This window comes from Streptomyces sp. NPDC031479 (assembly GCF_055581065.1).
Map to the genome: position 1 here is coordinate 49037 of NZ_JBVIKC010000045.1, position 23862 is coordinate 72898.

17 protein-coding genes and 1 pseudogene are annotated in these 23862 nt (G+C 75.0%); 13 read left to right on the forward strand and 5 right to left on the reverse strand.

The genetic code is table 11. The features are described from left to right. The first annotated feature begins 114 nt into the window (after positions 1-114). From ACZ5D2_RS33350 to ACZ5D2_RS33395, 10 genes are all read left to right on the forward strand, one after another. Complete coding sequence (locus tag ACZ5D2_RS33350) at positions 115-7260, forward strand: non-ribosomal peptide synthetase (protein WP_468934620.1); 7146 nt, start codon at positions 115-117, stop codon at positions 7258-7260. Continuing rightward, complete coding sequence (locus ACZ5D2_RS33355; protein ID WP_371676021.1) at positions 7257-7466, forward strand: MbtH family protein; 210 nt, start codon at positions 7257-7259, stop codon at positions 7464-7466. The genes ACZ5D2_RS33350 and ACZ5D2_RS33355 overlap by 4 nt, the downstream gene beginning before the upstream one ends. A gap of 166 nt (positions 7467-7632) precedes the next feature. Next, entirely contained in the window at positions 7633-8079 is a 447-nt protein-coding gene (locus ACZ5D2_RS33360; protein WP_371676022.1) for a cobalamin B12-binding domain-containing protein, read from the forward strand. Beyond that, positions 8076-9389, forward strand: a complete 1314-nt coding sequence (locus ACZ5D2_RS33365; RefSeq protein WP_371676023.1) for a methylaspartate mutase — start codon at positions 8076-8078, stop codon at positions 9387-9389. Before ACZ5D2_RS33360 ends, ACZ5D2_RS33365 begins: the two co-directional genes overlap by 4 nt. A 68-nt stretch (positions 9390-9457) precedes the next feature. Continuing rightward, positions 9458-10441 carry an asparagine synthetase A gene (locus ACZ5D2_RS33370; RefSeq protein ID WP_371676024.1) on the forward strand — a complete coding sequence of 328 codons (984 nt, stop codon included), beginning with the start codon at positions 9458-9460 and terminating at the stop codon, positions 10439-10441. Next, entirely contained in the window at positions 10438-11709 is a 1272-nt protein-coding gene (locus ACZ5D2_RS33375) for a glutamate synthase-related protein (RefSeq protein ID WP_468934627.1), read from the forward strand. Before ACZ5D2_RS33370 ends, ACZ5D2_RS33375 begins: the two co-directional genes overlap by 4 nt. Then, positions 11706-12098 (forward strand): hypothetical protein, encoded by a 393-nt coding sequence (locus tag ACZ5D2_RS33380; protein WP_468934630.1) that lies wholly within the window; start codon positions 11706-11708, stop codon positions 12096-12098. The genes ACZ5D2_RS33375 and ACZ5D2_RS33380 overlap by 4 nt, the downstream gene beginning before the upstream one ends. A gap of 34 nt (positions 12099-12132) precedes the next feature. Then, complete coding sequence (locus ACZ5D2_RS33385; RefSeq protein WP_371676027.1) at positions 12133-13392, forward strand: MFS transporter; 1260 nt, start codon at positions 12133-12135, stop codon at positions 13390-13392. Then, positions 13389-14174 (forward strand): 4'-phosphopantetheinyl transferase family protein, encoded by a 786-nt coding sequence (locus ACZ5D2_RS33390; RefSeq protein WP_468934634.1) that lies wholly within the window; start codon positions 13389-13391, stop codon positions 14172-14174. The genes ACZ5D2_RS33385 and ACZ5D2_RS33390 overlap by 4 nt, the downstream gene beginning before the upstream one ends. Positions 14175-14247: 73 nt before the next feature. Further along, positions 14248-16545 (forward strand): immune inhibitor A domain-containing protein, encoded by a 2298-nt coding sequence (locus ACZ5D2_RS33395; RefSeq protein ID WP_468934637.1) that lies wholly within the window; start codon positions 14248-14250, stop codon positions 16543-16545. 240 nt (positions 16546-16785) lie between these two features. On the opposite strand, the pseudogene ACZ5D2_RS33400 reads toward ACZ5D2_RS33395, so the two are convergent. Further along, positions 16786-17157: pseudogene (locus ACZ5D2_RS33400) on the reverse strand (DNA-binding protein NsdB); the annotation flags it as partial. A 619-nt stretch (positions 17158-17776) separates the two neighbouring features. Here ACZ5D2_RS33400 and ACZ5D2_RS33405 point away from each other — a divergent pair. Continuing rightward, entirely contained in the window at positions 17777-17929 is a 153-nt protein-coding gene (locus tag ACZ5D2_RS33405; protein WP_371676030.1) for a hypothetical protein, read from the forward strand. Between the two features lie 4 nt (positions 17930-17933). On the opposite strand, the gene ACZ5D2_RS33410 is transcribed toward ACZ5D2_RS33405, so the two are convergent. Beyond that, positions 17934-18989, reverse strand: coding sequence for a phosphatidylinositol-specific phospholipase C domain-containing protein (locus ACZ5D2_RS33410; protein ID WP_371676031.1), 1056 nt, complete (start codon positions 18987-18989; stop codon positions 17934-17936). Between the two features lie 196 nt (positions 18990-19185). On the opposite strand from ACZ5D2_RS33410, the gene ACZ5D2_RS33415 reads away from it, so the two are divergent. Beyond that, positions 19186-20127, forward strand: a complete 942-nt coding sequence (locus ACZ5D2_RS33415) for a trypsin-like serine peptidase (RefSeq protein ID WP_371676032.1) — start codon at positions 19186-19188, stop codon at positions 20125-20127. Between the two features lie 140 nt (positions 20128-20267). On the opposite strand, the gene ACZ5D2_RS33420 is transcribed toward ACZ5D2_RS33415, so the two are convergent. The 3 genes from ACZ5D2_RS33420 to ACZ5D2_RS33430 are packed head-to-tail and all read right to left on the reverse strand — an operon-like array spanning position 20268 to position 22974. Continuing rightward, positions 20268-20912 (reverse strand): response regulator transcription factor, encoded by a 645-nt coding sequence (locus ACZ5D2_RS33420; RefSeq protein WP_371676034.1) that lies wholly within the window; start codon positions 20910-20912, stop codon positions 20268-20270. After that, a complete protein-coding gene (locus tag ACZ5D2_RS33425) occupies positions 20876-22141 on the reverse strand; it encodes a sensor histidine kinase (RefSeq protein WP_468934644.1) in 1266 nt (421 codons plus the stop codon). Before ACZ5D2_RS33425 ends, ACZ5D2_RS33420 begins: the two co-directional genes overlap by 37 nt. Beyond that, positions 22138-22974: a lysostaphin resistance A-like protein gene (locus tag ACZ5D2_RS33430; protein WP_468934647.1), complete on the reverse strand. Its 837-nt coding sequence runs from the start codon at positions 22972-22974 to the stop codon at positions 22138-22140. The genes ACZ5D2_RS33425 and ACZ5D2_RS33430 overlap by 4 nt, the downstream gene beginning before the upstream one ends. 177 nt (positions 22975-23151) lie before the next feature. Between ACZ5D2_RS33430 and ACZ5D2_RS33435 the strand changes: the two genes are divergently transcribed. Beyond that, entirely contained in the window at positions 23152-23739 is a 588-nt protein-coding gene (locus ACZ5D2_RS33435; protein ID WP_371676037.1) for a pyridoxamine 5'-phosphate oxidase family protein, read from the forward strand. Positions 23740-23862: the final 123 nt, after the last annotated feature.

A 23862-nucleotide genomic window follows, 5' to 3' on the forward strand; every position in this document is an offset into this window, starting at 1 on the left:
GCAGCGCGGGGCCGGGGAGCTGCCGGAGGGACTGCCCGCCGGGGGCGGGGGCGGTGCCTAGCGTGGGGGCACGGACTGCGGTCCGCACCCACCCCCTCGCCTGGAGGCCCCGCGATGCCCTCGACCGCCCCCACCGCCCGCGCCGTCCTGGACGGCGGCCCGGCGATCACCCCGGCTCCCGGTGTGCTCGACCGGCTCGACGCCCGGGTGGCCGCCGGCCCCGGGCGGCTCGCGCTGGTGCACGGCACGCGCCGGATGACGTACGGGCAGCTGGCCCTGGCGGTGGCACTGCGGGCCGACGCGCTGGCCGCCGAAGGGGCCGGTCCCGGCCGGCTGGTGGCCGTGCACCGCCCGCGCGGCATCGACGCCGTCGTCGGGCTGCTCGCGGCGCTGCGGACCGGTGCGGCCTACCTGCCGCTCGACCCGGCCGCGCCCGCCGCCCGCAACACGGCGATCCTCGCCGACTGCACCGGACGGGACGACATCGCCCTGGGCGCCGGGGAGTTCCCCCTTCCGGGCCCCGGGGTCACCCCCGGATCCGCCTACGTGATCTACACCTCCGGCTCCACCGGCACCCCCAACGGCGTCGTCGTCGGCCACCGCGCCCTGGCCCACTTCACGGCCGGGGCCACCGCCCGCTACGGGATCACCGCCGAGGACCGGGTGCTGCAGTTCGCGCCGCTGCACTTCGACGCGAGCGTGGAGGAGGTCTTCCTGACCCTCGGCGCGGGCGCCGCCCTGGTCCTGCGGGACGAGGAGATGCTCGACGTCCCCGGGCTGCTGGCGGGCTGCGCCGCGCACGGGGTGACGGTGCTCGACGTGCCGACGGCGTACTGGCACGAGCTGACGCACGCCCTCTCCTCCGGCGTCGACCGGCTGCCGCCCGCCCTGCGGACCGTGGTCATCGGCGGCGAGGCGGCCCTGCCCGAGCGGGTCGCGCAGTGGTGCGCGGCCGTGGACCCGGACCGGGTGCGGCTGCTGAACACCTACGGGCCGACCGAGGCCACCGTCGTGGCCACCGTCGCCGACCTCTCCCGGCACCGCGGCGGGCCGGTGCCGATCGGCACCCCCCTCCCCGGGGTGCGGGCCGCCGTCGTCGACGGCGAACTGTGGCTGCTGGGCGGCGCCCTCGCAGAGGGCTACCTCGGCCGGCCGGAGCTGACCGGGACCCGGTTCACCACGCTGGACGGGGAGCGCGCGTACCGGACCGGCGACCTGGTCCACGTACGGCCCGACGGCCAACTGGGCTTCCGGGGGCGGGCCGACGACGAGGTGAAGATCAACGGCCACCGGGTGGACCCGGCCTCCGTGGAGTCGGTGCTGACCGCGCACCCGGGGGTCCGGGAGGCGGCCGTGGTGGCGCCGCGGAGCGCGGACGGGGTCCTGCGGCTGGCCGCCTTCGTCGTCGCCGACGAGGGGGTGGGCGCCGCGGAGCTGCGGGAGCGGGTACGGGCGGCGCTCCCGGCGGCGGCCGTACCCGGCACCGTGACCCTCCTGCCCGCGCTGCCCCGGACGCCCTCCGGGAAGATCGACCGCAAGGCGCTGCGGTCCCCGGCCCCGGCCGCGGACCCCGAGCCGGACCCCGACCCGTACGCGGTCTTCGCCGGGGAGGTGCTGCCCGCCGAGGACCGGGTGCCGCTGTCCTTCGCCCAGCGGCGCCTGTGGTTCCTGGCCGGCCTGGAAGGCCCCTCCGCCACCTACAACCTGCCTCTCGTGCTGCGCCTGGACGCCGTCCCCGACCGGGCGGCGCTCCGGGCGGCCCTCGCCGACGTCGTGGAGCGGCACGAGGTGCTGCGCACCGTGTACCCGGCGGTGGACTCCGAGCCCTACCAGCACGTGCTCCCGGCCCCCGAGGTACCGCTCGCGGTGCGCGCCTGCGCGCCCGGGGAGGTCGCGGAGCTGGTGGCCGGCTTCACCGGCGCCGCCTTCGACCTCGCCGCCCACCTTCCGCTGCGGGCCGCCCTGTTCGTGCCCGGCGACGGCTCCGCCACCCTCGCGCTGCTGACCCACCACATCGCCACCGACGGCTGGTCCGTGGGCCCCCTGCTGCGCGACCTCGGCGCGGCCTACGCCGCCCGGCTGGCCGGGGGGCCGCCCGGCTGGGAGCCGCTGCCCGTGCAGTACGCCGACTACACCCTGTGGCAGCGCGAACTCCTGGAGGACCCGGCCGCGTTGCTGGCGCACTGGCGCGGTGCCCTCGACGGCGTGCCGACCCTGCTGGACCTGCCCGCCGACCGGCCCCGGCCCGCCGAGCCCGGCGGGGCGGGCGCCACCCTCACCGCCCGCCTCGACGCGGAGGCGCACCGGCGGCTGGCCGCGCTGGCCGAGGAGCGGGGCGCGAGCCTGCTCATGGTGCTCCAGCCCGCGCTGGCGCTGGCGCTGGCCGCCGTCGGCGCCGGGACGGACATCGCGATCGGCACCCCGGTCGCGGGGCGCGGCGACGAGGCCCTGGAGGAGCTGGTCGGCTTCTTCGTCAACACCCTGGTGCTGCGCACCGACGTGTCGGGCGAGGCCTCGTACGCGGAGCTCGTCGACCGGGCGCGGGACGCGGACCTGGCCGCGTACGCCCACCAGGAGCTGCCGTTCGACCTGCTGGTGGAACACCTGCGGCCGCGGCGGGAAGGCGCCGTGAACCCCTTCTTCCAGGTGATGCTGACCGCGCAGGAGCGGGGCGGCGAGGACACCGGGACCGACGGCCCGCTGTCGGGCCGGTTCGTCGAACCGGGCCTGGAGGTGGCCAAGTTCGATCTCAGCGCCTCCTGCGTGGAGCTGCCGGGCGGCGACGGCCTGGAGGTGTGGTGGCAGTACGCGGTGGACCTGTTCGACGCGGGTACGGCGCAGCTGCTGCTGGACCTGTTCCTACGGGCCCTCGCGCGGGCGGCGGCCGACCCCACCGGGCCGGTGACCGGGTGGGGGCTGCTGACCGGCGAGGAGGGCGCGGCGGTGGCGGAGCGCCGCGAGCGCCTCGCCGCGGCCCGCGCGGACGAGCTGGCGGCAAGGGCGGCCGAGCGGGCGGCCCGCGCTTCCGGGAGGGCCGCCGGGGTCCGCGGTGCGGCCGCCGGAGTCGGCGGTGCGGCGGCCGGGGTCGGCGCCGCCTCCGTCGAGCAGGTGCTGTGCGCGCTGTTCGGGGAGGTGATCGGCCTCGACGGGCCGGTGGCCCCGGACGCCAACTTCTTCTCCGAGGGCGGGCATTCCATGATGGGGGTGCGCCTGGTGAACCGGATCCGGGCCGCGCTCGGGCTGGAGGCCCGGATCCGGGACCTGTTCCTCGCGCCGACCCCCGCCGAGCTGGCGCTGCGGCTGGGCCGGGAGGCCGCGCCGGCCGGGAGGCCCGCGCTGGCCCCGGCGGCGGACCGGCCGGAGCGGGTCCCGCTGTCGTACGCGCAGCGCCGGCTGTGGTTCGTGGACCAGCTCCAGGGGCCGGGCCGGTCGTACAACATCCCCTTCGCGCTGCGCCTGGAACGGCCCCTGGACCCGGCGGCGCTGGCGGACGCGCTGGCCGATGTCGCCGAGCGGCACGAGGTGCTGCGCACCGTGTACCCGGCGGTCGACGGTCAGCCGTACCAGCGGGTGTGCGAGGGGGCGAGGCCCCCGCTGGAACTGGTCACCGCGCCGGAGGGGGGTCTGGAGGCGGCGGTGGACGCGGCCGCCGGGCACGTGTTCGCGCTGGCGACCGACCTTCCGCTGCGGGCCACGCTGATCGGCTGCGGGGAGGAGCAGGTCCTGGTGGTGGTGGTCCACCACATCGCCGCCGACGGCTGGTCCGCGGGGCCGCTGTTCGACGACCTGGCCGAGGCCTACGCGGCCCGGCTCGGCGGGTCGGCGCCCGGCTGGGAGCCGCTGCCGGTGCAGTACACGGACTACACCCTGTGGGAGCGGGCCGCCCTGGAGGGCGGGGCCGCGGCCGAACACCTGGCCTTCTGGGAGCGGACCCTGGCGGACGCCCCGCCGGTCCTTGAGCTGGCCGCCGCCCGGACCAGGCCGGCCGGGGCCTCGCACCGGGGCTCGGCGACGCCCCTGGGCGTGGACGCCGCCACGCACGCCCGGCTGGAGCGCCTGGCCCTGGAGCACGGGACCACCCTGTTCACGGTGGTGCAGGCGGCCCTGGCAGCGACCCTGACCCGGCACGGCGCGGGCACCGACCTGCCGCTGGGCACGGTGGTCGCGGGCCGTGACGACGAGGCCCTGAACGACCTGGTCGGCTTCTTCGTCAACACGCTCGTGCTGCGCTGCGACACCTCCGGGAACCCGCGCTTCTCCGAGCTGGTCGGCCGGGTCCGGGAGACGGGGCTGGCCGCCTACGCCCACCAGGAACTCCCCTTCGACCTGGTCGTCGAGCACCTCAACCCGCAGCGTTCCACGGCCCGTCACCCGCTGGTGCAGGTGATCGTGCAGGTGCAGCCGGCGGAGCCGCGGACCCCGGCGGGCGGCGCGCTGGCCGGGACCCCGCTGGGGGCGGACTCCGGGTTCACCAAGTTCGACCTGACCCTGTCGCTGCGCGAGACCCGGGACGCCGACGGGGCCCCGGGCGGGCTGGAGGGCGTACTGGAGTACGCGACCGACCTGTACGACCCGGGCACGGCGGCGGTGTTCGCCGGGCACGTGGCGCGCACCCTGCGCGAGGTGGCCGCGGATCCGGAGCAGCGGATCGGGGACGTGGGGCTGCTGTCGCACGAGGAGGGACTGCGGCTGGCCGCCTACAACGACACCGCCGTCCCGGGCGCCGCGTGCGGCCTGGCGCACGAACGGTTCGCGGAGCAGGCCCGGCGCACGCCGGGGAGGACCGCCGTCTCCTACGGGGACGAGACCCTGACGTACGCCGAGCTGGACGCGCGGGCCAACGCGCTGGCGCACCGGCTGGTCGAGGCGGGCGTGGGCCGGGACGCGGCGGTGGGACTGCTGCTGGAGCGCACCCCGTACCTGCTGGTGGCGGCGCTGGCGGTGCTCAAGTGCGGGGCGGCGTACGTACCGCTGGATCCGCGGCTGCCCGACGCCCGCGTGGACATGATCATGGAGGACGTGGGCGCGCGGGTGCTGCTGGTCAGGGAGGAGCACGCGGAGCTTCCCCAGGTCGCCCGCCAACTCGCCTCCGGAGTGCGGGTGTTGTCGGTGGACACCCCGGTGGCGGGCTATCCGGCAACGGATCCGGGGATCGCGGTGGGCGAGGACGCCCTGATGTACGTGATGTTCACCTCCGGGTCCACGGGCCGCCCCAAGGGCGTCGGCGTCACCCACCGCAACGTGGTGGAGCTGGTCACCGACCGCTGCTGGGACCTGGCCCACCACCGCAGGATGCTGGTCCATTCGGCGATCGGCTTCGACGCCTCCACCTACGAGCTGTGGGTCCCGCTGCTGAACGGGGGCCGGCTGGTGATCGCCCCGGGCGACGGCACCGACGTCGCCGAACTGGACCACACGATCCGCACGCACCAGGTCTCGGCGGCCTACTTCACCATGGGGCTCTTCCACGTCATGGCGGACGAGGGCCTGGACACCCTCAAGCTCCTCGACGAGGTGTGGACCGGCGGGGACGTCGCGTCCCCGAGCGCGCTCCAGCGGGTCCTGGAGCACTGCCCGGAGACCGTGCTCGTCCACTCGTACGGCCCCACCGAGACCACCTTCGCCTCTCACCACCAGCGCTTCCCGCTCAACGAGCGGGAGGTGCGCGGGGTGTACCTGGGCGCGGCCCTGGACAACATCCGGGTGCACGTCCTGGACGAGCGGCTGCGCCCCGTCCCGGTGGGCGTCCCCGGCGAGATGTACATCGCCGGCACGCAGGTGGCACGCGGCTACGTCGGCCGGCCCGGCCTGACGGCCGAGCGGTTCGTCGCGGACCCCTTCGCCGCGGACGGCGGCCGGATGTACCGCACGGGCGACCTGGTGCACTGGACGGCCGGGGGCGAGCTGCGGTTCATCGGGCGGGCCGACGGCCAGATCAAGCTGCGCGGCTTCCGCATCGAGCCCGGTGAGATCGAGGAGACCCTGGCCCGCCATCCCGGGGTCGGGCAGGTCGCCGTGGTGGTGTTCGAGGACGGACCGGGCGGCAAGCGCCTGGTCGCCTACGCCGTCCCGCGCGCCGGGCACACCCTGACGGACGCCGGGCTGCTGCGCTGGGCGGCGGACGAACTGCCCGAGCACATGGTCCCGTCGGCGGCGGTGCTCCTGGACGCCATCCCGCTCACGGTCAACGGCAAGCCCGACCGGGGGGCCCTGCCGGCGCCCGCCGCCGCACCGCGCGGCACCGGGCGTGCGGCGCGCACCCCGCGCGAGGAGGTGCTGTGCGGGCTGTTCGCCGAGATCCTGGGGGTGGAGCGGGTCGGCATCGACGACAACTTCTTCGCGCTGGGCGGGCATTCGCTGCTCGGGGTGCGGCTGGTGAGCCGGATGCGGACGGTCCTCGGGCTGGAGCGCGGCGTGCGCGACCTGTTCCGCACGCCGACGGTGGCCGGGCTGCTGGGCGACGAACCGAGCGGCTTCGACCCGATGGGGGTGGTGCTGCCGCTCCAGCCGGGGGGTTCGCGGCCACCGCTGTTCTGCATCCACCCGGGGACGGGCGTCGGCTGGCCGTACGCGGGCCTGGCCCGGCACCTGGGGCCGGACCAGCCGCTGTACGCGATCCAGGCGCGGGCCCTGAGCGAGCTGGGCCACTCCCCCGCGTCCGTGGAGGAGATGGTGGAGGACTACCTCCCGCTGATCCGGGAGGTCCAGCCGCACGGCCCGTACCGCTTCCTGGGCTGGTCGTTCGGCGGTACGGTCGCCCACGCGCTCGCCGTCCGCCTCGCCGCTCTGGGCGAACGCACCGACCTCCTCGCGATGATGGACGTGCACCTGCTGCCGACCGAGCCCGAGCGGCGGCGGATGACCCCGGCGCAGAAGCGGGACATGCTCGTCGGCGACGCCACCGACGAACCCGAGGACGCCCCGTTCGACGTGGACGCGCTGATCGGTCTGGTCCGGCTGAAGGACCCGGTCCTCGGCGCCTTCTCCGACGCGGAGATCCGCTCGGTCATCGGCGCCTCCATCGACCACGCCGAAATCATGAACCTGTACGCCCCGCGCCCGGTCGCCACCGATCTCCTCTTCCTGGCGGCCATCGAGGACGGGGAAACGGAAAACAACCTCGCCCAGAACTGGATTCCCTACGTGGACGGCAGCGTGGAAAATCACGTCATCGGCGTCCCGCACACCAGAATGGGCGAACCGGAACCTCTCGCACTGATCGGCCGTATCCTTTCCGAGAAATTGAGGAGCCTGTCATGACTAATCCTTTCGACGACACCGAGGGCACCTTCCGCGTCGTGGTCAACGCCGAGGGCCAGCACGCCCTGTGGCCCGTGTTCGCCGAGGTCCCGGGCGGCTGGGAGGTGGTGTGGGGCGAGGGGACGCGGGCGGACGCCCTCGCGTACGTCGAGGCGAACTGGACGGACATCCGCCCCAGGACCCTGATCGCCCGGTACGCCGGCTGACACCCGGCGCCCCTTGCAGGAAAGCCGTGTCCCGCACCGTGGGACACGGCTTTACGCATTCCCCGCCGAAACCGCCCGACAATTCCCCGCCGAGCCGCCCGGCAATTCCCCGATACTGCCGCAGCAACTTCCCCTCGACGGATCCCCCGCTTCCTATATTGCTCGTATGCGACGACGTAATATGCACATCCTGCTGAGCGGTACGGCATCGGATTCCCACACCTGGAACCTCGTCTACCTCCAGCTCTTCCTGGAGGAGCTGGGACACCGGGTCCACAACCTGGGCCCCTGCGTCCCGGACGGCCTGCTGGCCGGCGCCTGCGCCGCCGACGGGCCCGGCCGGCCCGACCTGGTGGTCGTCAGCAGCGTGAACGGACACGGCTACCGGGACGGGCTCGGCGCCGTCCTGGCGCTGCGCCGGGCGGGTGTGACCCTGCCCGTCGTCATCGGCGGGAAGCTGGGAGTCGCCGGGGTCCCGGACCCCCGCCTGCGCCGGCGGCTCCTCGACGCGGGCTGCGACGCCGTCTTCGACGACGGGGACACCGGCGCCCTGCGGGACTTCCTCGACCTCCTCGCGGGCGGCGGCCGGGCCGCCCGGCAGGCCGTGGCATGAGCGGCGGCGCCACCCTCCTGGCCCCCTCGGCGGCCCGGGAACCGGCCGCGCCCGACGCCTCCTTCGGCGGATTCGTCGCCCGCGCGGCCGCCTCCGGACAGCTCGTCGTCCAGCCCCGCATGGGCTTCGGCGACCCGCGCCGGATGCGGGACGGCCTGGAGCGCACCAAGGACGCCGTCGCCACCACCGTCGGCACCCTCACCATCGACAGCTACACCCGGGTCGGCGATCAGGACGCCGCCCGCGCCGCACTCGCCGAGGGCACCCCGCTCAACGGCTACCCCATCACCACCCACTCCAGCGGCCTCACGCGGGCCCTGCTGGAGGGCGTACGCGGCCCGGCGTTCCCCGTCCAGGTCCGGCACGGCTCCTCACGTCCCGAAGCCATCGTCCGGGCCCTGGCCGCCGCCGGACTGGACGCCACCGAGGGCGGCCCGGTCTCCTACTGCCTGCCCTACGGGCGCACCCCCCTCGCCGAGTCCGTGGAGAACTGGGCCCGCTCCTGCGAACTGCTGGCCGAGCTGGTCCCCGCCCCGCGGGTGCCGCACCTGGAGAGCTTCGGCGGCTGCATGCTCGGCCAGCTCTGCCCTCCCGGACTGCTGGTGGCCCTGAGCCTGCTGGAAGGGCTGTTCTTCGTCCGGCACGGCATCCGCAGCGTCTCCCTCAGCTACGCCCAGCAGACCGACCCCGCGCAGGACGAGGAGGCGGTCCGCGCCCTGCGCCGCCTCGCCGCCGAGTTCCTGCCGGCGGGCGTGGACCGGCACGTCGTCCTCTACACCTACATGGGCGTCTTCCCGCGGACCGCGCGCGGCGCGACCCGGCTGCTGGAGGCCTCGGCCCGGCTCGCCGTACGGTCCGGGGCGCAGCGGCTGATCGTGAAGACCGCCGCCGAGGCGCACCGGATACCGACCGTGCAGGAGAACGTACGGGCCCTGGAGACGGCCGCGGCCGCCGCGGCCCTGTGCGAGCACCCCGCCGGTCCGCCCGGCCCGGCCGACGGCGAGGTGTACCGGGAGGCCCGTGCCTTCGTGGAGGCCGTGCTGGACCTGGCCGAGGACCCGGGGCGGGCGCTGCGCACCGCGTTCGCGCGGGGCGTGCTCGACGTCCCGTACTGCCTGCACCCCGACAACGCGGGCCGCTCGCGCAGCTTCGTCGACGCGGACGGGCGGCTGCGCTGGTCCGAGGTCGGGGCGATGCCGGCGGCCCCGTACCGGGGCGCGCCGCCGGGCCGGGCCCTGACCGCGGACGGACTGCTGGTGGCGCTGGGCTCGGTGGCCCGGCGCCACGACGGACCCCGGGCCCGCGCGTGAACACGGCACGGCACGGCCCCACCCCCACCGCCACCCCCACCACCCCCTTCGGACGATCAGGAGTCGCCATGGACCCGCACACCCCTCCCCCGCTCGGTGAGCACCTGCGGTCGCCGCGGCTGCGCTCCGCGATGCTCGTGCAGCAGGAAGTCCTCGACGCGGCACGCCGGTTCCTGCGCGGCGCGGGATTCGTTGAGCTGCTGCCGCCGCTGGTGGGACCGGTCACCGACCCCGGCGGGCGCGGCGCGAAGGCACTCGACGTGGACTACTACGGGCAGCCGTACAAGCTGATGACGAGCGCCATCCTCTACAAGCAGGCCTCGCTGAGGGGCTTCCCCAGACTCTTCTACATCGCGCCGAACGTCCGGGTGGAGCCGCCGGAGACGGCGGGGACGGGCCGGCACCTGGTGGAGTTCCACCAGATCGACGTGGAGATGGCGGGCGGCACCCGGCAGGACGCGCAGGAGGTCGCGGCCGGACTGCTGACCCACGTGGTGGAGCACGTGTGGACGGCGGTGCCCCACCTGCTGCGCGAACTGGGCCGTGAGGAACTGGACTTCGCGGAGCTGCGGCAGGGCAAGTTCGACGCGCTGACCCACGCGGAGGCCGTGGCCCGGCTGGCCGGGCACGGCCATCCGCAGAGCCCCGACGCGGAGATCGACTGGGCGGGCGAGAAGGTGCTCTCCCTGGAGGCGGACCGGCCGTTCTTCGTCAACGACTACCCGAAGGGATCGCGCGGCTTCTACGACCGCGAGGACCCCGGGAACCCGGGCGTGCTGCGCAACTTCGACCTGATCGCGCACGGCGGGTACGGAGAGCTGGTCAGCGGCAGCGAGCGCGAGAGCCGGTACGCGGCGATCGTGACCCGGATGCGGGAGAGCGGCGAGAACCCGGCCAAGTACGCCTGGTACCTGGAGCTGGCCCGGGAGGGCATCGAACCCAGCGCCGGCTTCGGCATGGGCCTGCAGCGCCTCGTCCGGTTCCTGACCGGCCTGGACGCGCTGTGGCAGGTCAGCGCCTACCCGAAGCTGCCGGGGGTGATCGCGCCGTGAGCGGGCTGCGGGCGGACGGGTTCCCGCAGGAGGCGGTACGGGCCCGGGCGCGGGCGGGAACGGCCGGGGTGTTCCCGCCGGCGGGGGAGTACGGGGCGGCGCTGTTCGGGGCGGCCCCGGCCACCGCGCCGGACACCGCGGACGCACTGGACGAACTGCGGGTGGTGCCGCCGGTGTTCATGCCGAGGCGGCTGGAGAAGCTCATCGACCTGGGCCGGGAGCCCTCGTACGAGGACGTCGACCTGCGCACGGGGATCGGCGGATTCACCGCGCGGCTCCCGCTGTACCTGTCGGCCTTCGGTTCCACCCGGGCCGGCAGCGGCGACCTCGGCGTGGCCGCCGCCCGGCAGGCGGCACGGCTCGGGATCCCGATGGTGATCGGCGAGAACATGGTCCCCGTGCACGGCTACGGCAGCAGCTCGGCGCTGCTGGAGCGGGTGGCCGCGTACGCCGGGGAACTCCCCGAAGGGGTGGGCGGGGTGGTGGTGCAGCAGTCCACCGAGGACGCCGACTCCGAGGTGTGGAACCTCCTCTACAGCGACCCGGGCAGCCGCCCGCTGCGCGACTCGGGCCGCCTCGGCTTCGAGCTGAAGGCGGGCCAGGGCGCGAAGCCGGGCCTCGGCGGGATGACCGTGGTCGGCGCCGCGGAGGCCGACCGCCTCGGCGGCCGGTTCGCGGTACGGGACCTGCTGGGCGACCCCGACGGGCGGCTGCTGCGGTGCGCGACCCCGGGGACCTTCACCGAGGAGATCGTGCGCCAGCAGCTGCGGTTCATGCGGAACAACTTCCCGCTGGCCCGCACCTGGGTGAAGTTCCACCCGGGCCGCGACATCGCCCGCGCGGCCGCCACGGCCTGGGCGGCGGGCGCGGACGCGGTCACCGTCGACGGCGCGGAGGGCGGCACCGGCTGGGCGCCGCGGGTGTTCCTCGAAGCGGCCGGGCTGCCGCTCGGCGAATGCCTGCGCCGCATCGGCAGCCCGGCCGGCGACCTGCTCGCCTCGGGCCGGATATGGGAGGGCGGCCGCGCCGTACGGGCCCTGGCGCTGGGGGCCACGGCCGTGGGCCTGGGCCGGGCCGCGCTGCTCGCCGTCGACGAGGACCCCGCGTCGGGGCTGGTCCGGCTGGTGGAGGCGCTGGCCCTGGAGGTGCGGCTGCTGGTCAGCGCGGTCGGCAAGTACCGCCCGGCCGACCTCTCCCCCGAGGACCTCTGGTCCCCCCGCACACCGGCGCCCGGCCCGGCCCCGCTGCCGGTCCCGGAGCCGTCGTGAACCCCCGCCCGGCGGGGCCCGGCGGGCGTCCCGGGGGCAGCCGTCGGGGCGGGGTCGTAAAGGCGCGGTTCCGGTTCGGGGAGGCGCCGGGGGTCACGCTGGCGCCCTCCCGCTCCCCCCGCCCCGGCCCCGCGGCCGGCCGTGGCCCCGGCCCCGGCGCCCGCGCGACCCGCGCCACCGCCACCGCCACCGCCACGGCCACCGCCAGCCGGGCGGCCCGCGCCGCCGCGTGCGCCGCCGCCTCCCGGGCCCTCGCCGAGGCCGGGCTCGGCCACCTCGGAGGCCGCCTGGAACTGCGTACGTACGGGCCGGCGCCCGGAGCCCCGGGGCTCACCCGCGCCGCCCGCCGGGCCGTCGCCGTCGCGCTGACGGCCCGGCCCCGACCCTGACCGTCCACCGCCCCTCGCAGACAAAAGGTGCACCATGGAATCCCCCGTAGAAGGAACCGTCCCCGAGCGCGTGCAGTGGGGCCGGGTCGGCTCCCTGGTCGGCGGCCAGGCCGCCGTCCAGCTCGGCAGCTTCGCCCTGCTCATCGCCATGAACTGGACGGCGGTCCAGCTCGGCGGCACCCGCGCCGTGACCCTGCTGATGCTCGCCGCGACCGTGCCGCGGGCCCTGATGCTGATCTTCGGCGGGGCGGTGGCCGACACCCTCGGCCCGCGCTTCGTCCTGCTGCGCACCACGGCCGCGCGGGTCGCGCTGCTGGCCGTCGGATCCGTACTCACCGCCACCGCAGAGCAGTTGTGGCCGCTGGTGGTGATCGCGCTCGTCGAGGGGGTGCTGCTGGGGCTGGCCGGACCGGCCTCGGGCGTCCTGCTGCCCCTGTTCGCCCGGGGGGAGCAGCTGGCCCGCGCCAACTCCCTCTACGCGATGGTGCTGCGCGTCGCCCCGATCCTCGGCGCCCCCGCCGGGGCCTTCCTGATCACCGTCGGGCAGCTGTGGGTGGCACTGCTGGCCGGCGCGGTGACCGGGGCGATCTGGTTCGGCTGCCTGCTGCACGTGACCCACGGTTTCGTCCGCCCGGAACCCGAGCCCGGGGTGTCGCTGGTCAAGCGCTCCGGTGACGGGTTCCGGCTGCTGGCCCGCCACCCGCGGCTGCGCTGGATGTTCGTCGCCGCGCTCTGCCTGGACATGGCCTTCAGCTGGCCCGCCGAGGTGGCCCTGCCGCTGCTGGTCTCCGAGCGCGGCTGGGGCGTGAGCGCGGTGGGCGTCGTCCTGGCGGCGTTCAGCGTGGGAGCGCTCGGTTCCAGTGCGGTCGGCGCGGCGCTCGCGCACCGCATCCCGATGTTCGTCCGGCTCGTCGTGACCGGGGCCGGGCTCGCCGCCGGGATCCTGGTGATGGCGCTGATGCCCTCGGTGGTGTCGCTCACCGCCGTGGCGGCCGGGGTCGGCCTGCTGTCCGGGCTCAACGGGCCCGCCATCGTGACCCTGTACCAGCAGTCCGCGCCGGAGGACCGGATGGGCGCCGCGATGTCGACCCTCTCGCTCTCCGGGATCGGTACGGCGCCGGTCTCGATCGCCGTCTTCAGCTCCCTGTCGCTGGTCCTCGGGGTGCAGACGACCTGGCTGGTGTGCGGGGCGATCGCCTTCGTCTCCCCGGTCGCCGCGGTACTGGCCCTGCGCCACCCGGCGCGGACCGAGGAGCCGGCCGTGACGGAGCTGCCCGTCGCGGCCGCGGCGTGAACGCGCCGCCGCGGGCGGCGGGGGCGGCCCTGCCGGCCCCGCCCCTGCCGGCCCCGCCGGCCCCGCCACGCCTGCCGAGCCTGCCGCGCCTGCCGCGCGTCCTGACGGACCCCGGTCCGGCGCGGGCGGTCCTGGTGGCCGCGGCTCCGCAGCTGTGGCTGGTGGACACCACCGCCTACCGGGACCACGCGGCCCGGCACGCGCCGGGCACCCTGGACGCCCAGGAGCTGGCGCGGGCGGCCGAGTTCGCGCTGGCGGCCGACCGGGACAGCTACGTCTGCGCGCACGTCGCCCTGCGCCGGCTGCTCGGCGCGTACCTGGGGCTGGCCCCGCGCGAGGTGACCGTGGAGCGGGCGCCGTGCGCGCACTGCGACGAGCCGCACGGGCGTCCCGTACTGCCGGGCGGGGCCCTGCACTTCTCGCTGTCGCACTGCACCGGGATCAGCCTGCTGGCCTTCGCGGACGCCCCGGTGGGGGTGGACGTGGAGGAGCTGGTGCGGCCGGAGGTGATCGCGGAGACCGCGGACGTGCTGCACCCGCGGGAGGCCGCGGAGCTGGCCCTGCTGCCCGCCCCCGCGCGGCCGTTGGCCTTCACCCGGGTGTGGACGCGCAAGGAGGCCTATCTGAAGGGGCTGGGAGTGGGGCTCTCGGAGGACCCGGCGGCCGATTACGTGGGCACCGGCCCGGCCCCGGCCCGGATGCCGGGGTGGTCCCTGGCGGACGTGACGGTCCCGGAGGGGCACTGCGCGGCACTGGCCCTCCGACTCCCGCCCGATGCCTAGCGGTCAACTGTCACATGTGAAATATTACCTGCGCTTCGAGCTACGGACCGAACTCCCCGAAAGGTCACCTCCGTTGCGCAGACTTGTCGCGACGGGAGCGGCGATATCCCTCGCCGCCCTCGCCCTCCTCTCCTCCCCCGCGGCGGCCGCCGCCCGACCCGCCACCCCGCCGCCGACGGCCGCGGGCGACCCGCGGGACCGGGAAGCGGTCGCTCCGCCGCCCGCCCCCCTCGAACTCCAGCGCCAGGCCCTGCGCCGGCAGGCCCTGGAGGACGTCGCTGCGGGCGGCGCCCCGTCCGGGCTGCGCGCCGAGGCCGACGGCACCCTCCCCCGTACGGCCAAGGTCGGCAAGCAGTACGTGGAACTCGCCCAGGAACGCAAGGACAAGGTCTTCGTCATCCTGGCCGAGTTCGGCGACCAGACGGACCCCCGCTTCGGCGGCACCCCCGGGCCCCTGCACAACACCATCGGCAAGCCCGCCGAGGACGACAACCACACCCTGTGGCGCAAGGACTTCGACCGGGCCTCCTACCAGCGGCAGTTCTTCTCCACCGACCCCGGCTCGGCCAGCATGCGGGCCTACTACCGGACCCAGTCCTCCGGCCGGTACGACATGGACGGCACCGTCACCGACTGGGTCAAGCTCCCCTACAACGAGGCCCGTTACGGCACGGACAACTGCACCGAGTCCGGCCAGTGCCGCACCAACTGGGACATGATCCGCGACGCCACGGCCGCCTGGTACGACGCCGAACGCGCCAAGGGCCGTACGCCCGAGCAGATCAAGGCGCAGCTCGCCGAGTACGACGTGTGGGACCGCTACGACGCCGACCACGACGGCAACTTCGACGAGCCGGACGGCTACCTCGACCACCTGGTCGTGGTGCACGCGGGCAAGGACCAGACCTGGGGCGGCGGCGCCCAGGGCAAGGACGCCGTCTGGGCGCACCGCTGGTTCGCGTACTGGAACCAGGCCGGCACCGCGGGCCCCGAGGGCAACAAGGCGGGCGGCACCCCGGTCGGGGACACCGGGATCTGGGCCGGGGACTACCTGACCGGCGGCGAGAACAGCGGCGCCGGCCTGTTCTCGCACGAGTTCGGCCACGATCTGGGGCTGCCGGACCTCTACAGCTCGGACGGGGACAACTCCGTCAACTTCTGGTCGCTGATGTCCTCGGCGTCCTACCTCGGCAAGGGCCGCAACACCACGGGCGAGTTCCCCGGTGACCTCGACCCCTGGAGCAAGCTCCAGTTGGGCTGGCTGGAGTACACGGAGGCCGACGCGGGGCGCCGCACCCGGGCGGTGCTGGGCGTCTCCGGCTACAACACCGCCGATCCGCAGGCCCTGCTGGTCCACCTCCCGCCGTCGGTGACCCGTACGGAGCTGGCCGATCCCTACGAGGGCGCCAGTCAGTGGTGGAGCGGCACCGGCGACTTCATGGACAACACCCTGACCCGGACCGTCGACCTCCCCGCCGGGCGGTCCGTCTTCTCCTCCCGGGTCTGGTACGACACCGAGCAGGACTTCGACTTCGTGACGCTGGAGGCCTCCACGGACGGGGGCCGGACCTTCACCGCCCTGCCCGGCACCGTGAACGGCGCCCCCGTCCCGGCCAAGGGCCTCTCCGGCACCTCGGCCGGCTGGGCCGAACTCACCGTACCGCTGGACCGGTTCGCGGGCACCTCCGTGCAGCTGCGCCTGCGCGTCACCTCGGACGGCAACACGCACGGCCGCGGCGCGGCCTTCGACGACCTCCGGATCACCGCCGACGACGGCAGGGAGCTGCTGCGCGACGGCGCGGAGCAGGGCGCGAACGGCTGGACGGCCCTCAAGTGGTCGCGCACGGAGGGCCGTACGGGCAGCGAGCAGCACCCGCGCGCCTACTTCGTCGAGAACCGGCGGTACACGGGCTACGGCAGTCTGCTGAAGACGGGTCCGTACAACTTCGGCTTCACCGGGGACAAGGTGGAGTTCTACCCGTACCAGCAGGGCGTCCTGGTCTGGCTCTGGGACACCGCCTACAGCGACAACACCACCAAGGCGCACCCGGGCGCGGGGCTCCTCCTCCCGGTGGACTCCCGGCCGGACCCGCTGAGGTTCGCTGACGGCTCCCTCCTCAACGCCCGCGCGCAGACCTTCGACGCGCCGTTCTCCACCCGCCCGACGGACCGCGTGACCCTCCACCGGGCGGGCGTCCCCCTGGTGATCCCCTCCCGCCCGGGCGTCCCGGCCTTCGACGACCGCCACGGCTCGTACTGGAACCCGGAACTCCCCCAGCTCGGCGTCAAGGTCCCCGACACCGGCACCCACCTCCAGATCCTGAAGGAGTCCGCCACGCAGGCGACCGTCCAGCTGACCCCGTCGGCCTGACCCACCCCGCTCCACCCGCCCGGCCCGTCCCGACGCCTTCCCCGGCGGGACGGGCCGGGCGTCTCAGCGGTCCCGGCGCCGCATCCGCCGCAGTTCTCCGGCGCAGGCGAGGCAGACCCCCGCCCTGGCCCCGGCGGGCGACAGGAGCGGTTCGAACGGGTGAGTGCCACAGAGGGCGCACGAGGGAAGGGGATGAGTGGCGAGCGCCACCTTCTCCGAGGTGCTCGGAGGATCCAGCATCACGGCGCTGCCGGGGTCCACGACCATGTAGCGGTTCAGCATGAGCTCCATGCCGCTGAACTCGGTCAGGACCGCGGCGGTGCGTTCGGGTGCCCATGGCAGGTCGGACGGGGTGGGCTCCCTCTTCGGCCGGCCCGGGAAGAGCGGGAACCCGAGATCCTCGATCGTCACGACGCGGCCGAGCCGCTCGGTGAACAGGGCCGACAGCACCATCGGGATCGGAGCGCGCGGGACCTCTCCGTCCTCCATCCACCGGCGGACCCGTGGTCCGTCGATGGCGGGCTGCGCGTGCCCCATGGCCACTGCCTGCCGGTTGACGAGCCGGGCCAGTTCGCCCCTGGACCAGCCGCACAGGCCGAACAGGTCCGACAGCCGGCCGTTCCGGCCTCGGCCACCGGCGTCGTCGGCGGCGCCGGCGGGGACGGCCGCGGGGCCGGCCGCGGGGCCGGGGTCGACGACCGGCCCGGTCCCGGGGGCGTCGGCCGCCCACGCCTCCTGCCAGAGCAGGTGGAGACGGTCCAGCTCGCGTTCCACGTCCGCGTTGCGCACCCGGCGCAGGAGCGCCTCCGCCACCGTCGCCATCGGGTCGCGCCGGGGAGCCGCCGGGGCCGAGAACACCCCGTGCACCACGGACCGCGAGTGGACCCTGCCGGTGTCCAGCACGATCTCCCCGATGGACGGCGCTCCCGCACGGAGGTGGATCTCGTGCAGCGCCTGCTTCAGCCGCAGGACCGGCCCGGGTTCGAGATCCGGCAGCCGTAGTCGGCCTGCTCGCCCCACCGCTCGCTCCCCGTCCGTCCGTCGCGCGGCGGCGCCGCCCCGCCGCCGCCTTGCCGCTCTCCGTCGCTCTGCGTCGTTCCCGGCTGTCCTCGGCCGTTCGTCGCCGTTCGTCGCCGTGCCCGAGCATTCCAGTTCGGCCGCGGTCGGCGCACGGATATCGCGGAACGGCCCCGCCCGTTTTCGGGGCCGCGAGGGACGCCACGGTGGTGGCATGTCCTCACTCGCTCGAAGCGCCTTCGACCTGCTCGCCCATGACGTGCTGGGCGGCTACCTCGCGACGGTCGCCGCCTCGCTCACCTGGTGGGCGGCCCGTGCCGTACGGGCCGCCCTGCGGCGACGGGACCCGCGGGATCCCGAGGGGTGAGCGCTCAGCCGCGCGGGAGGACCGTGGACAGGACCTGGGGCAGGGGGTACCAGTCCGCCGAGGTGATCGAGGCGTGGTGGGCCGCCATCAGCGCGACGCGGGCGCGGGCCTCGGCTTCGGTGGGGTGGACGCCGTCGATGGCCGGGGACACGTTCTGGGCGTCGGTGGCGATCAGGAAGTAGTGGTTGCGGTCGTACCAGGAGGTGTCCATGGAGGCGTAGGCGCCCGCGTCCCCGTCGAAGACCACGAACCAGGGGCGCAGCGTGGCGTCCGCGTAGCGGTTGCGGGGGTCGCCCGCCTCGGCGCGGTGGACCGCCGGGAAGGCGGCGGCCTCGGAGAGGCGGCCCGCCGCGGCGAGGGAGCGCAGGTATTCGGCGTACTCCCGGTCCGTCCACAGCTTGTCGGCGGCGTTGCCCTCCTCGACCGTGCCGGGGATCAGCTCGACGAGGAACTTGCCGGCCATCGCGGAACGCGCGGGCCAGGCGCCGGCGCGGGCGGCGGTGTCCAGGTCGGGGTGGCCGGCGGCGAGCTGCGCCGGGCGGTAGAGGGCGTCGCCGAGCTTCGCGGAGAGCAGGGCGTCGAGCTCGGCGGGGCCTCGGCCCAGGTTGGCGGCGAATCCGTCCTTGAGCTCCAGCTTCAGGACGACCGGGCGGTGGCCGGGGTGGGCGTCGTGCCAGCTGCGGATGTCGGAGAGGCACCCGGCCAGGTTCTGGTTGCGGGACTTGGTGCGCAGCTGCGCCGGGCTGGTGGCGTTCTCGCAGTTGCTGTCGTTGCCGAAGGGGTTGTCGTGCGAGACGCGCCAGGAGCTGCCGAAGAAGTTGGTCCACACGTCGAGCTCCAGCATCGCCGCGCCGGAATCCAGGGCGTCCGCGAAGTAGGGGTACTTCGTCTTCTCGTAGGCGTTGTGGACCCCGACGCCCGTCGAGCCCGCGTACGACAGGTCCGCGGTGGCCGCCGCGCCCCCGGCTCCGGCCGCCCCCGCCGGGGCCGTGCCCAGGACGAGCCCCAGGGCCGCCAGGGAGGCCACCACCGCGCCCGTAGTCCGCTTCCGTATGCTCATGCTTTCGGCTCCCGTTCGCCCGTCCGACTGTTTGGTTCAAGTCGGCTGGAGCGTAGGGGAGTTGAGTGACGGGTGGAAGGACGACAGATGGCGGTCCGCACGCTGTGAGGACCAACACGTTCCGGTTCGGGAACTCTTGTCGCCTTTGCGCCGGTCGAACGGAGCGACGGAACATCCTCGACGGCGGGAGCACCACATGGTCGGCAGCACGGTGAGCCGCAGGGCGGTACGGCTCTGCGTCCTGGCCGGATTCTGCTGCGCGCTCGTCGCCGCGGGCCTGTCCTACCGTTCGGAGCTGCGCGCCCTGCTGGGGCCCGTCGCCGAGGGCGACACGGCGCGCGGCCGCTACGTCCAGGACGAGGCGCTGGCCGACGAGGCCGCCGCGTCCGCGCTGGAGCGGCTCACCGAACCGGCCGGAGCCCGTGAGGGCACCCGCGCCCTCGCGCAGGCCGCGCCGGCCGATGCGCAACCGTGGCGGCGCTCCGACCCGCTGGAGGCCCGTACCGCGCCGGCCGAGCCGGCGATCGGCGCGCTGTTCTCCCCCGGTGAGGACTGGGACTCCGACCACCACTGCTCGGCGAGCGTGGTCCACTCCCCCGGCGGGGACCTCATCGCGACCGCCGCGCACTGCGTGTACGCGGGCGGCTTCCGCACCAACCTCGCCTTCGTCCCCGGCTACGAGGACGGTACGGCCCCCTACGGCGTGTGGGTCCCCACCCGTATCTACGTCGACCCCCGCTGGGCGGAGTCCTCCGACCCCGACCACGACGTGGCGTTCCTGCGCGTACGCCGGCCGGGCCGTCCGGGCCTGCGGCTGGAGGACGTCACGGGGGCGCAGACCATCCGCTTCCGGCCCCCGCTGCCCGCGCCGGCCCGTCTGGTGGGCTACCCGAACGACACCGAGCAGCCGCTGGCGTGCTCCAACACCGCCGTGGCCGACGGTCCCACGCAGCTGCGACTGGACTGCGCGGACGTGCCGAACGGCACCAGCGGCGGCCCCGTCCTGACCGGCGGGCACACGCTGATCGGGGTGATCGGCGGTCGCGACGGGGGCGGGGACGAGGAGACCTCGTACAGCACCTACTTCGGGGACGACGTCCGCGCCCTGTACGAGCGCGCCACCGCCGAGGCCCTGTAGCCGGGAGTTCGCGGCGACCCGCTCGGACCTGCGGGGTCCTGTACGGCCACACCGGTTCCTTCCCCGGCAGGAGCCGGCCGGGGCGGCCTAGGGGGTATCTGACGGATCTCCGCGGCGCACGGACATCCGTCAGACACCCCCTAGCGGCGCAGGTACGCGAGGACGGCCAGGACCCGGCGGTTGTCCTCGGTGGACGGGGCGATGCCGAGTTTGGCGAAGATGCTCGCGGTGTGCTTGGCGACCGCGCTCTCGCTGAAGTGCAGGGCCGCCGCGACGGCGGCGTTCGAGCGGCCCTCCGCCATCAGTTCCAGGACGTCGCGTTCCCGCGGGGTGAGGGCGGAGATGGTGCCCCGGGCGTCGCCGCGCGACAGCAGCCGGCCGATCACCTTCGGGTCCAGGACGGTGCCGCCCGCGGCGACGCGCCGTACTGCGTCGACGAACTGGCCGGTGTCGGTGACCCGGTCCTTGAGGAGGTAGCCCACGCCCCCGTCGTCGCTCGCCAGGAGCTCGTTCGCGTAGAGCTGGTCGACGTACTGGGACAGGACGAGGACGGGCAGCCCGCGGTGGCGGCGGCGGGCTTCGAGGGCGGCCTGGAGGCCCTCGTCGGTGAAGGTCGGCGGCAGGCGTACGTCGACGACCGCGACGTCCGGCTTCTCCTCCACCAGGGCGCGCAGCAGCGAGGGGCCGTTGTCGACGGCGGCGACGACGTCGAAGCCGTGCTCCCGGAGCGTGCGGACCAGGCCGTCCCTCAGGAGGAAGAGGTCTTCGGCAAGGACGACGCGCACGGGATCTCCAGGGTCACTGTGGTCGGTCCGCCCTGCGGGCTGTGCAGGGCGAGGCTCCCGTCGAAGGTAGCCAATCGGGCCCGGACGCCGAGCAGCCCGGTCCCCCGGGCGGGATCCGCCCCGCCGCGCCCGTCGTCGGTGACGGTGACGCTCAGCCGCCCCTCGCCGTGGGTGAGGACGATGTCGACGCGGTCGCCGCCGGAGTGTTTCGCCGCGTTGGCCAGCAGCTCGTTGACCGCGAAGTAGGCGGCTGATTCGACCGCGGCCGGCAGCCGTCCCGCCAGGCGGACCTCGACGTGCACGTCGAGGAAGCTGTCCAGGGCCAGGGAGCGCACGGCGTCGCCCAGGCCCCGGTCGGTGAGGACCGGCGGCTGGATGCCCCGGACCAGGTCGCGCAGGTCCTCCAGGGCCCGTGCGGACAGTTCGCGCGCCTCCAGCAGCGCGGCGCGGGCGGCCGGCGGATCGTGCAGCAGGCGCGTCGCGCCGTCGAGGCGCATCCCGAGCGCGACGAGCCGGGCCTGGGCCCCGTCGTGCAGGTCCCGTTCGATGCGCCGGAGTTCGTCCGCCCGTTCGTCCAGTGCGACGGCCCGGGTGTCCGTCAGCTGGTCGATGCGGCGGACGAGTTCGGTGGTGCGGGGCGCGGCGAGGAGCAGCCGGCTCCAGCGCGCGTGCAGGCGCAGCACGGCGGGGGCCAGGAGGAGACCGGCGGCCGTGAAGGCGAGGCCCAGGAGCAGCGCCGCGAGCATGCCGACGGTGCCGCGCACGGGGACGAACCCGTACCAGTTGCCGTCGCCCAGCAGCCGCCACACGAACGGCTGGACGAACGCCCCGAACGCCCCGTACACGAGGAGCGACGGGGGCACGGCGAGCAGCAGGCCGCCGGCCAGGGGCTCCAGCCACGCCCAGCCCAGGTCGCGCCAGAACCCGGCGTCGGCCAGGACCGCGCGGGCCCCCGCCGTCCGCGGGAGCGGGGCGGGCGGGCTGACCGGCACCCCCGACCAGCGCCCGGCCCGCTCCCGGGCCCGGTCGGCGCACCGGCGCAGCACGGCCGCGGCGGGCGGCAGCAGCCGGTGGCCGATTCCGACGGGCAGCAACAGCAGCGCGCCGACGACGGCCGGCCCCACGCAGGCCACCACCGCCAGGCCGAGCAGTCCGGCCAGGTGGCAGCGGCCGACGGCGGTCAGGGCATGGAGGGTCCCCGCGCGGGAGCGGGCGGCTGTCGAACTCATGTCCCGTGCAGGGTAGTCGGCGCGGGCACGGCCTCCGGCGCGGGCGCCGGGGCCGGGGCCGCCGCCGACGCGCGCCGCCGCCCCACCCACGCCAGGGCCACCGCGAGGCAGGCGAGCCCGAAGCAGAGCATCGGCGTGACCGCCCCCGACTCCTCGTCCATGAAGAGGAGCAGTCCGAGGTTGACGAGCGCGTGGAAGCCGCCCGCGAGCAGCAGCCGGTACGGACCGCCCGTACCGTCGAGGGCCGTGCCCAGGACGACCGACATGGCCACGGTGGCGACGAGGAAGCCCGCGGCGTAGGCCGGGGCCTGCGCGAAGACCGGTACGTGCCAGGCACCCCACACGACGCCCACCGTCACCGACGAGACGAGCGTCCCCCACCGGGTCCGCAGCAGCGGCTGGAGGAAGCAGCGCCAGCCGATCTCCTCACCGCAGGCCCCCACCAGCTGCGCCGCCGCAATCAGGGCGAAGGAGTGGTGCAGCGCCCCCGGCGGCGTGAAGCCGACGCCCCCGCGGAGCGTCCCGTACGCGCCCACGGCGAGCGCGACGATCAGGAGGGCCGACCCGAGGAGGGCCACCGCGCGCCCGCCGCCCCCGCGCCGGCCTCCGCCCCGCAGCAGTTCGCGGGTCCGCCTCCACCGGTACAGGGCGATCACGCCCACCCCCGCGGCCGGCCCGAACTGGGTCAGCTGCACCACCTCGGTGGGCACGCCGGTGGCCGGCTGTACCGCCCCCAGCGCCCCGGCCGCCACGAAGGCCACCGCGGTGAACACCCCCGCCGCCCCCCACGTCCCACCGCGCCCCACCCGTTCCACGCCGTCCGCCCTCGCCATGACCGTCCCGCCCGTCCGTCCGTCCGTTTCCCGACGAGGACGACGATGCCGGGCACGACGGCCCCGGACACTGCACCCGGCACCCGGGCGGGGGTGCATCCAGGTCCACCCCAGGTCCACCCCGGACCGGTTTCATTCGTTAGACAAGCGAATGTTTTCCTCACATAATCCTTAGACATGGGAAAGACTTACGAACGCATCGACGGCCGGCTGCGCACCTTCATCGAGCAGCAGCCGATCTTCTTCACCGCGACCGCCCCGCTGGTCGGCGACGGCACGGTCAACCTCTCCCCCAAGGGCCTCAAGGGCTCCTTCGCGGTGCTCGACGAGCAGCGGATCGCCTATCTCGACTTCGCCGGCAGCACCGCCGAGACCATCGCCCACCTGCGGGAGAACGGCCGGATCACGGTGATGTGGTGCGCCTTCCAGGGAGCGCCCAACATCGTGCGGGTGCACGGCCGGGGCGAGCCCGTCTTCCGTGACGACCCGCGCTTCAAGGAACTGCTCGCCCACTTCCCCGACATCGACCCGACCCTGCACGGGCTGCGCGCGATCATCGTGGTGACGGCCGAACTCGTCCGTGACTCCTGCGGGTACGGGGTGCCCTTCATGTCGTACGACGAGGACCGCGACCTGCACGGCAAGCGCTTCGCACGCGAGGACGACGCCTCGCTGAGCGCGTACTTCGCCAAGAAGGACCACATCGCCCGGAGCATGGACGGCCTTCCCGGGCTCCCCCTGCCGCTGCCGCCCGCCGACTTCTGAGCGACCGCCGCCGCCCGCGGCCCCGCCTCTAGTGACCTGAGTCAGAGGTTTGTCGTTGGTTTGGGTATGAGTCGTCCTGGTCCGAAGATTCCGCCGTTGTCGGTCACTGATGCCCAGCGTGCT

Bases quoted from the DNA above. Each gene is read 5' to 3' on its own strand.
- ACZ5D2_RS33365 (WP_371676023.1), top strand. From the start codon at position 8,076: ATGAGCGGCGGCGCCACCCTCCTGGCCCCCTCGGCGGCCCGGGAACCG.
- ACZ5D2_RS33360 (WP_371676022.1), top strand. From the start codon at position 7,633: ATGCGACGACGTAATATGCACATCCTGCTGAGCGGTACGGCATCGGAT.
- ACZ5D2_RS33385 (WP_371676027.1), top strand. From the start codon at position 12,133: ATGGAATCCCCCGTAGAAGGAACCGTCCCCGAGCGCGTGCAGTGGGGC.
- ACZ5D2_RS33410 (WP_371676031.1), bottom strand. From the start codon at position 18,989: ATGAGCATACGGAAGCGGACTACGGGCGCGGTGGTGGCCTCCCTGGCG.
- ACZ5D2_RS33425 (WP_468934644.1), bottom strand. From the start codon at position 22,141: ATGAGTTCGACAGCCGCCCGCTCCCGCGCGGGGACCCTCCATGCCCTG.
- ACZ5D2_RS33415 (WP_371676032.1), top strand. From the start codon at position 19,186: ATGGTCGGCAGCACGGTGAGCCGCAGGGCGGTACGGCTCTGCGTCCTG.
- ACZ5D2_RS33435 (WP_371676037.1), top strand. From the start codon at position 23,152: ATGGGAAAGACTTACGAACGCATCGACGGCCGGCTGCGCACCTTCATC.
- ACZ5D2_RS33355 (WP_371676021.1), top strand. From the start codon at position 7,257: ATGACTAATCCTTTCGACGACACCGAGGGCACCTTCCGCGTCGTGGTC.
- ACZ5D2_RS33370 (WP_371676024.1), top strand. From the start codon at position 9,458: ATGGACCCGCACACCCCTCCCCCGCTCGGTGAGCACCTGCGGTCGCCG.
- ACZ5D2_RS33405 (WP_371676030.1), top strand. From the start codon at position 17,777: ATGTCCTCACTCGCTCGAAGCGCCTTCGACCTGCTCGCCCATGACGTG.
- ACZ5D2_RS33350 (WP_468934620.1), top strand. From the start codon at position 115: ATGCCCTCGACCGCCCCCACCGCCCGCGCCGTCCTGGACGGCGGCCCG.
- ACZ5D2_RS33430 (WP_468934647.1), bottom strand. From the start codon at position 22,974: ATGGCGAGGGCGGACGGCGTGGAACGGGTGGGGCGCGGTGGGACGTGG.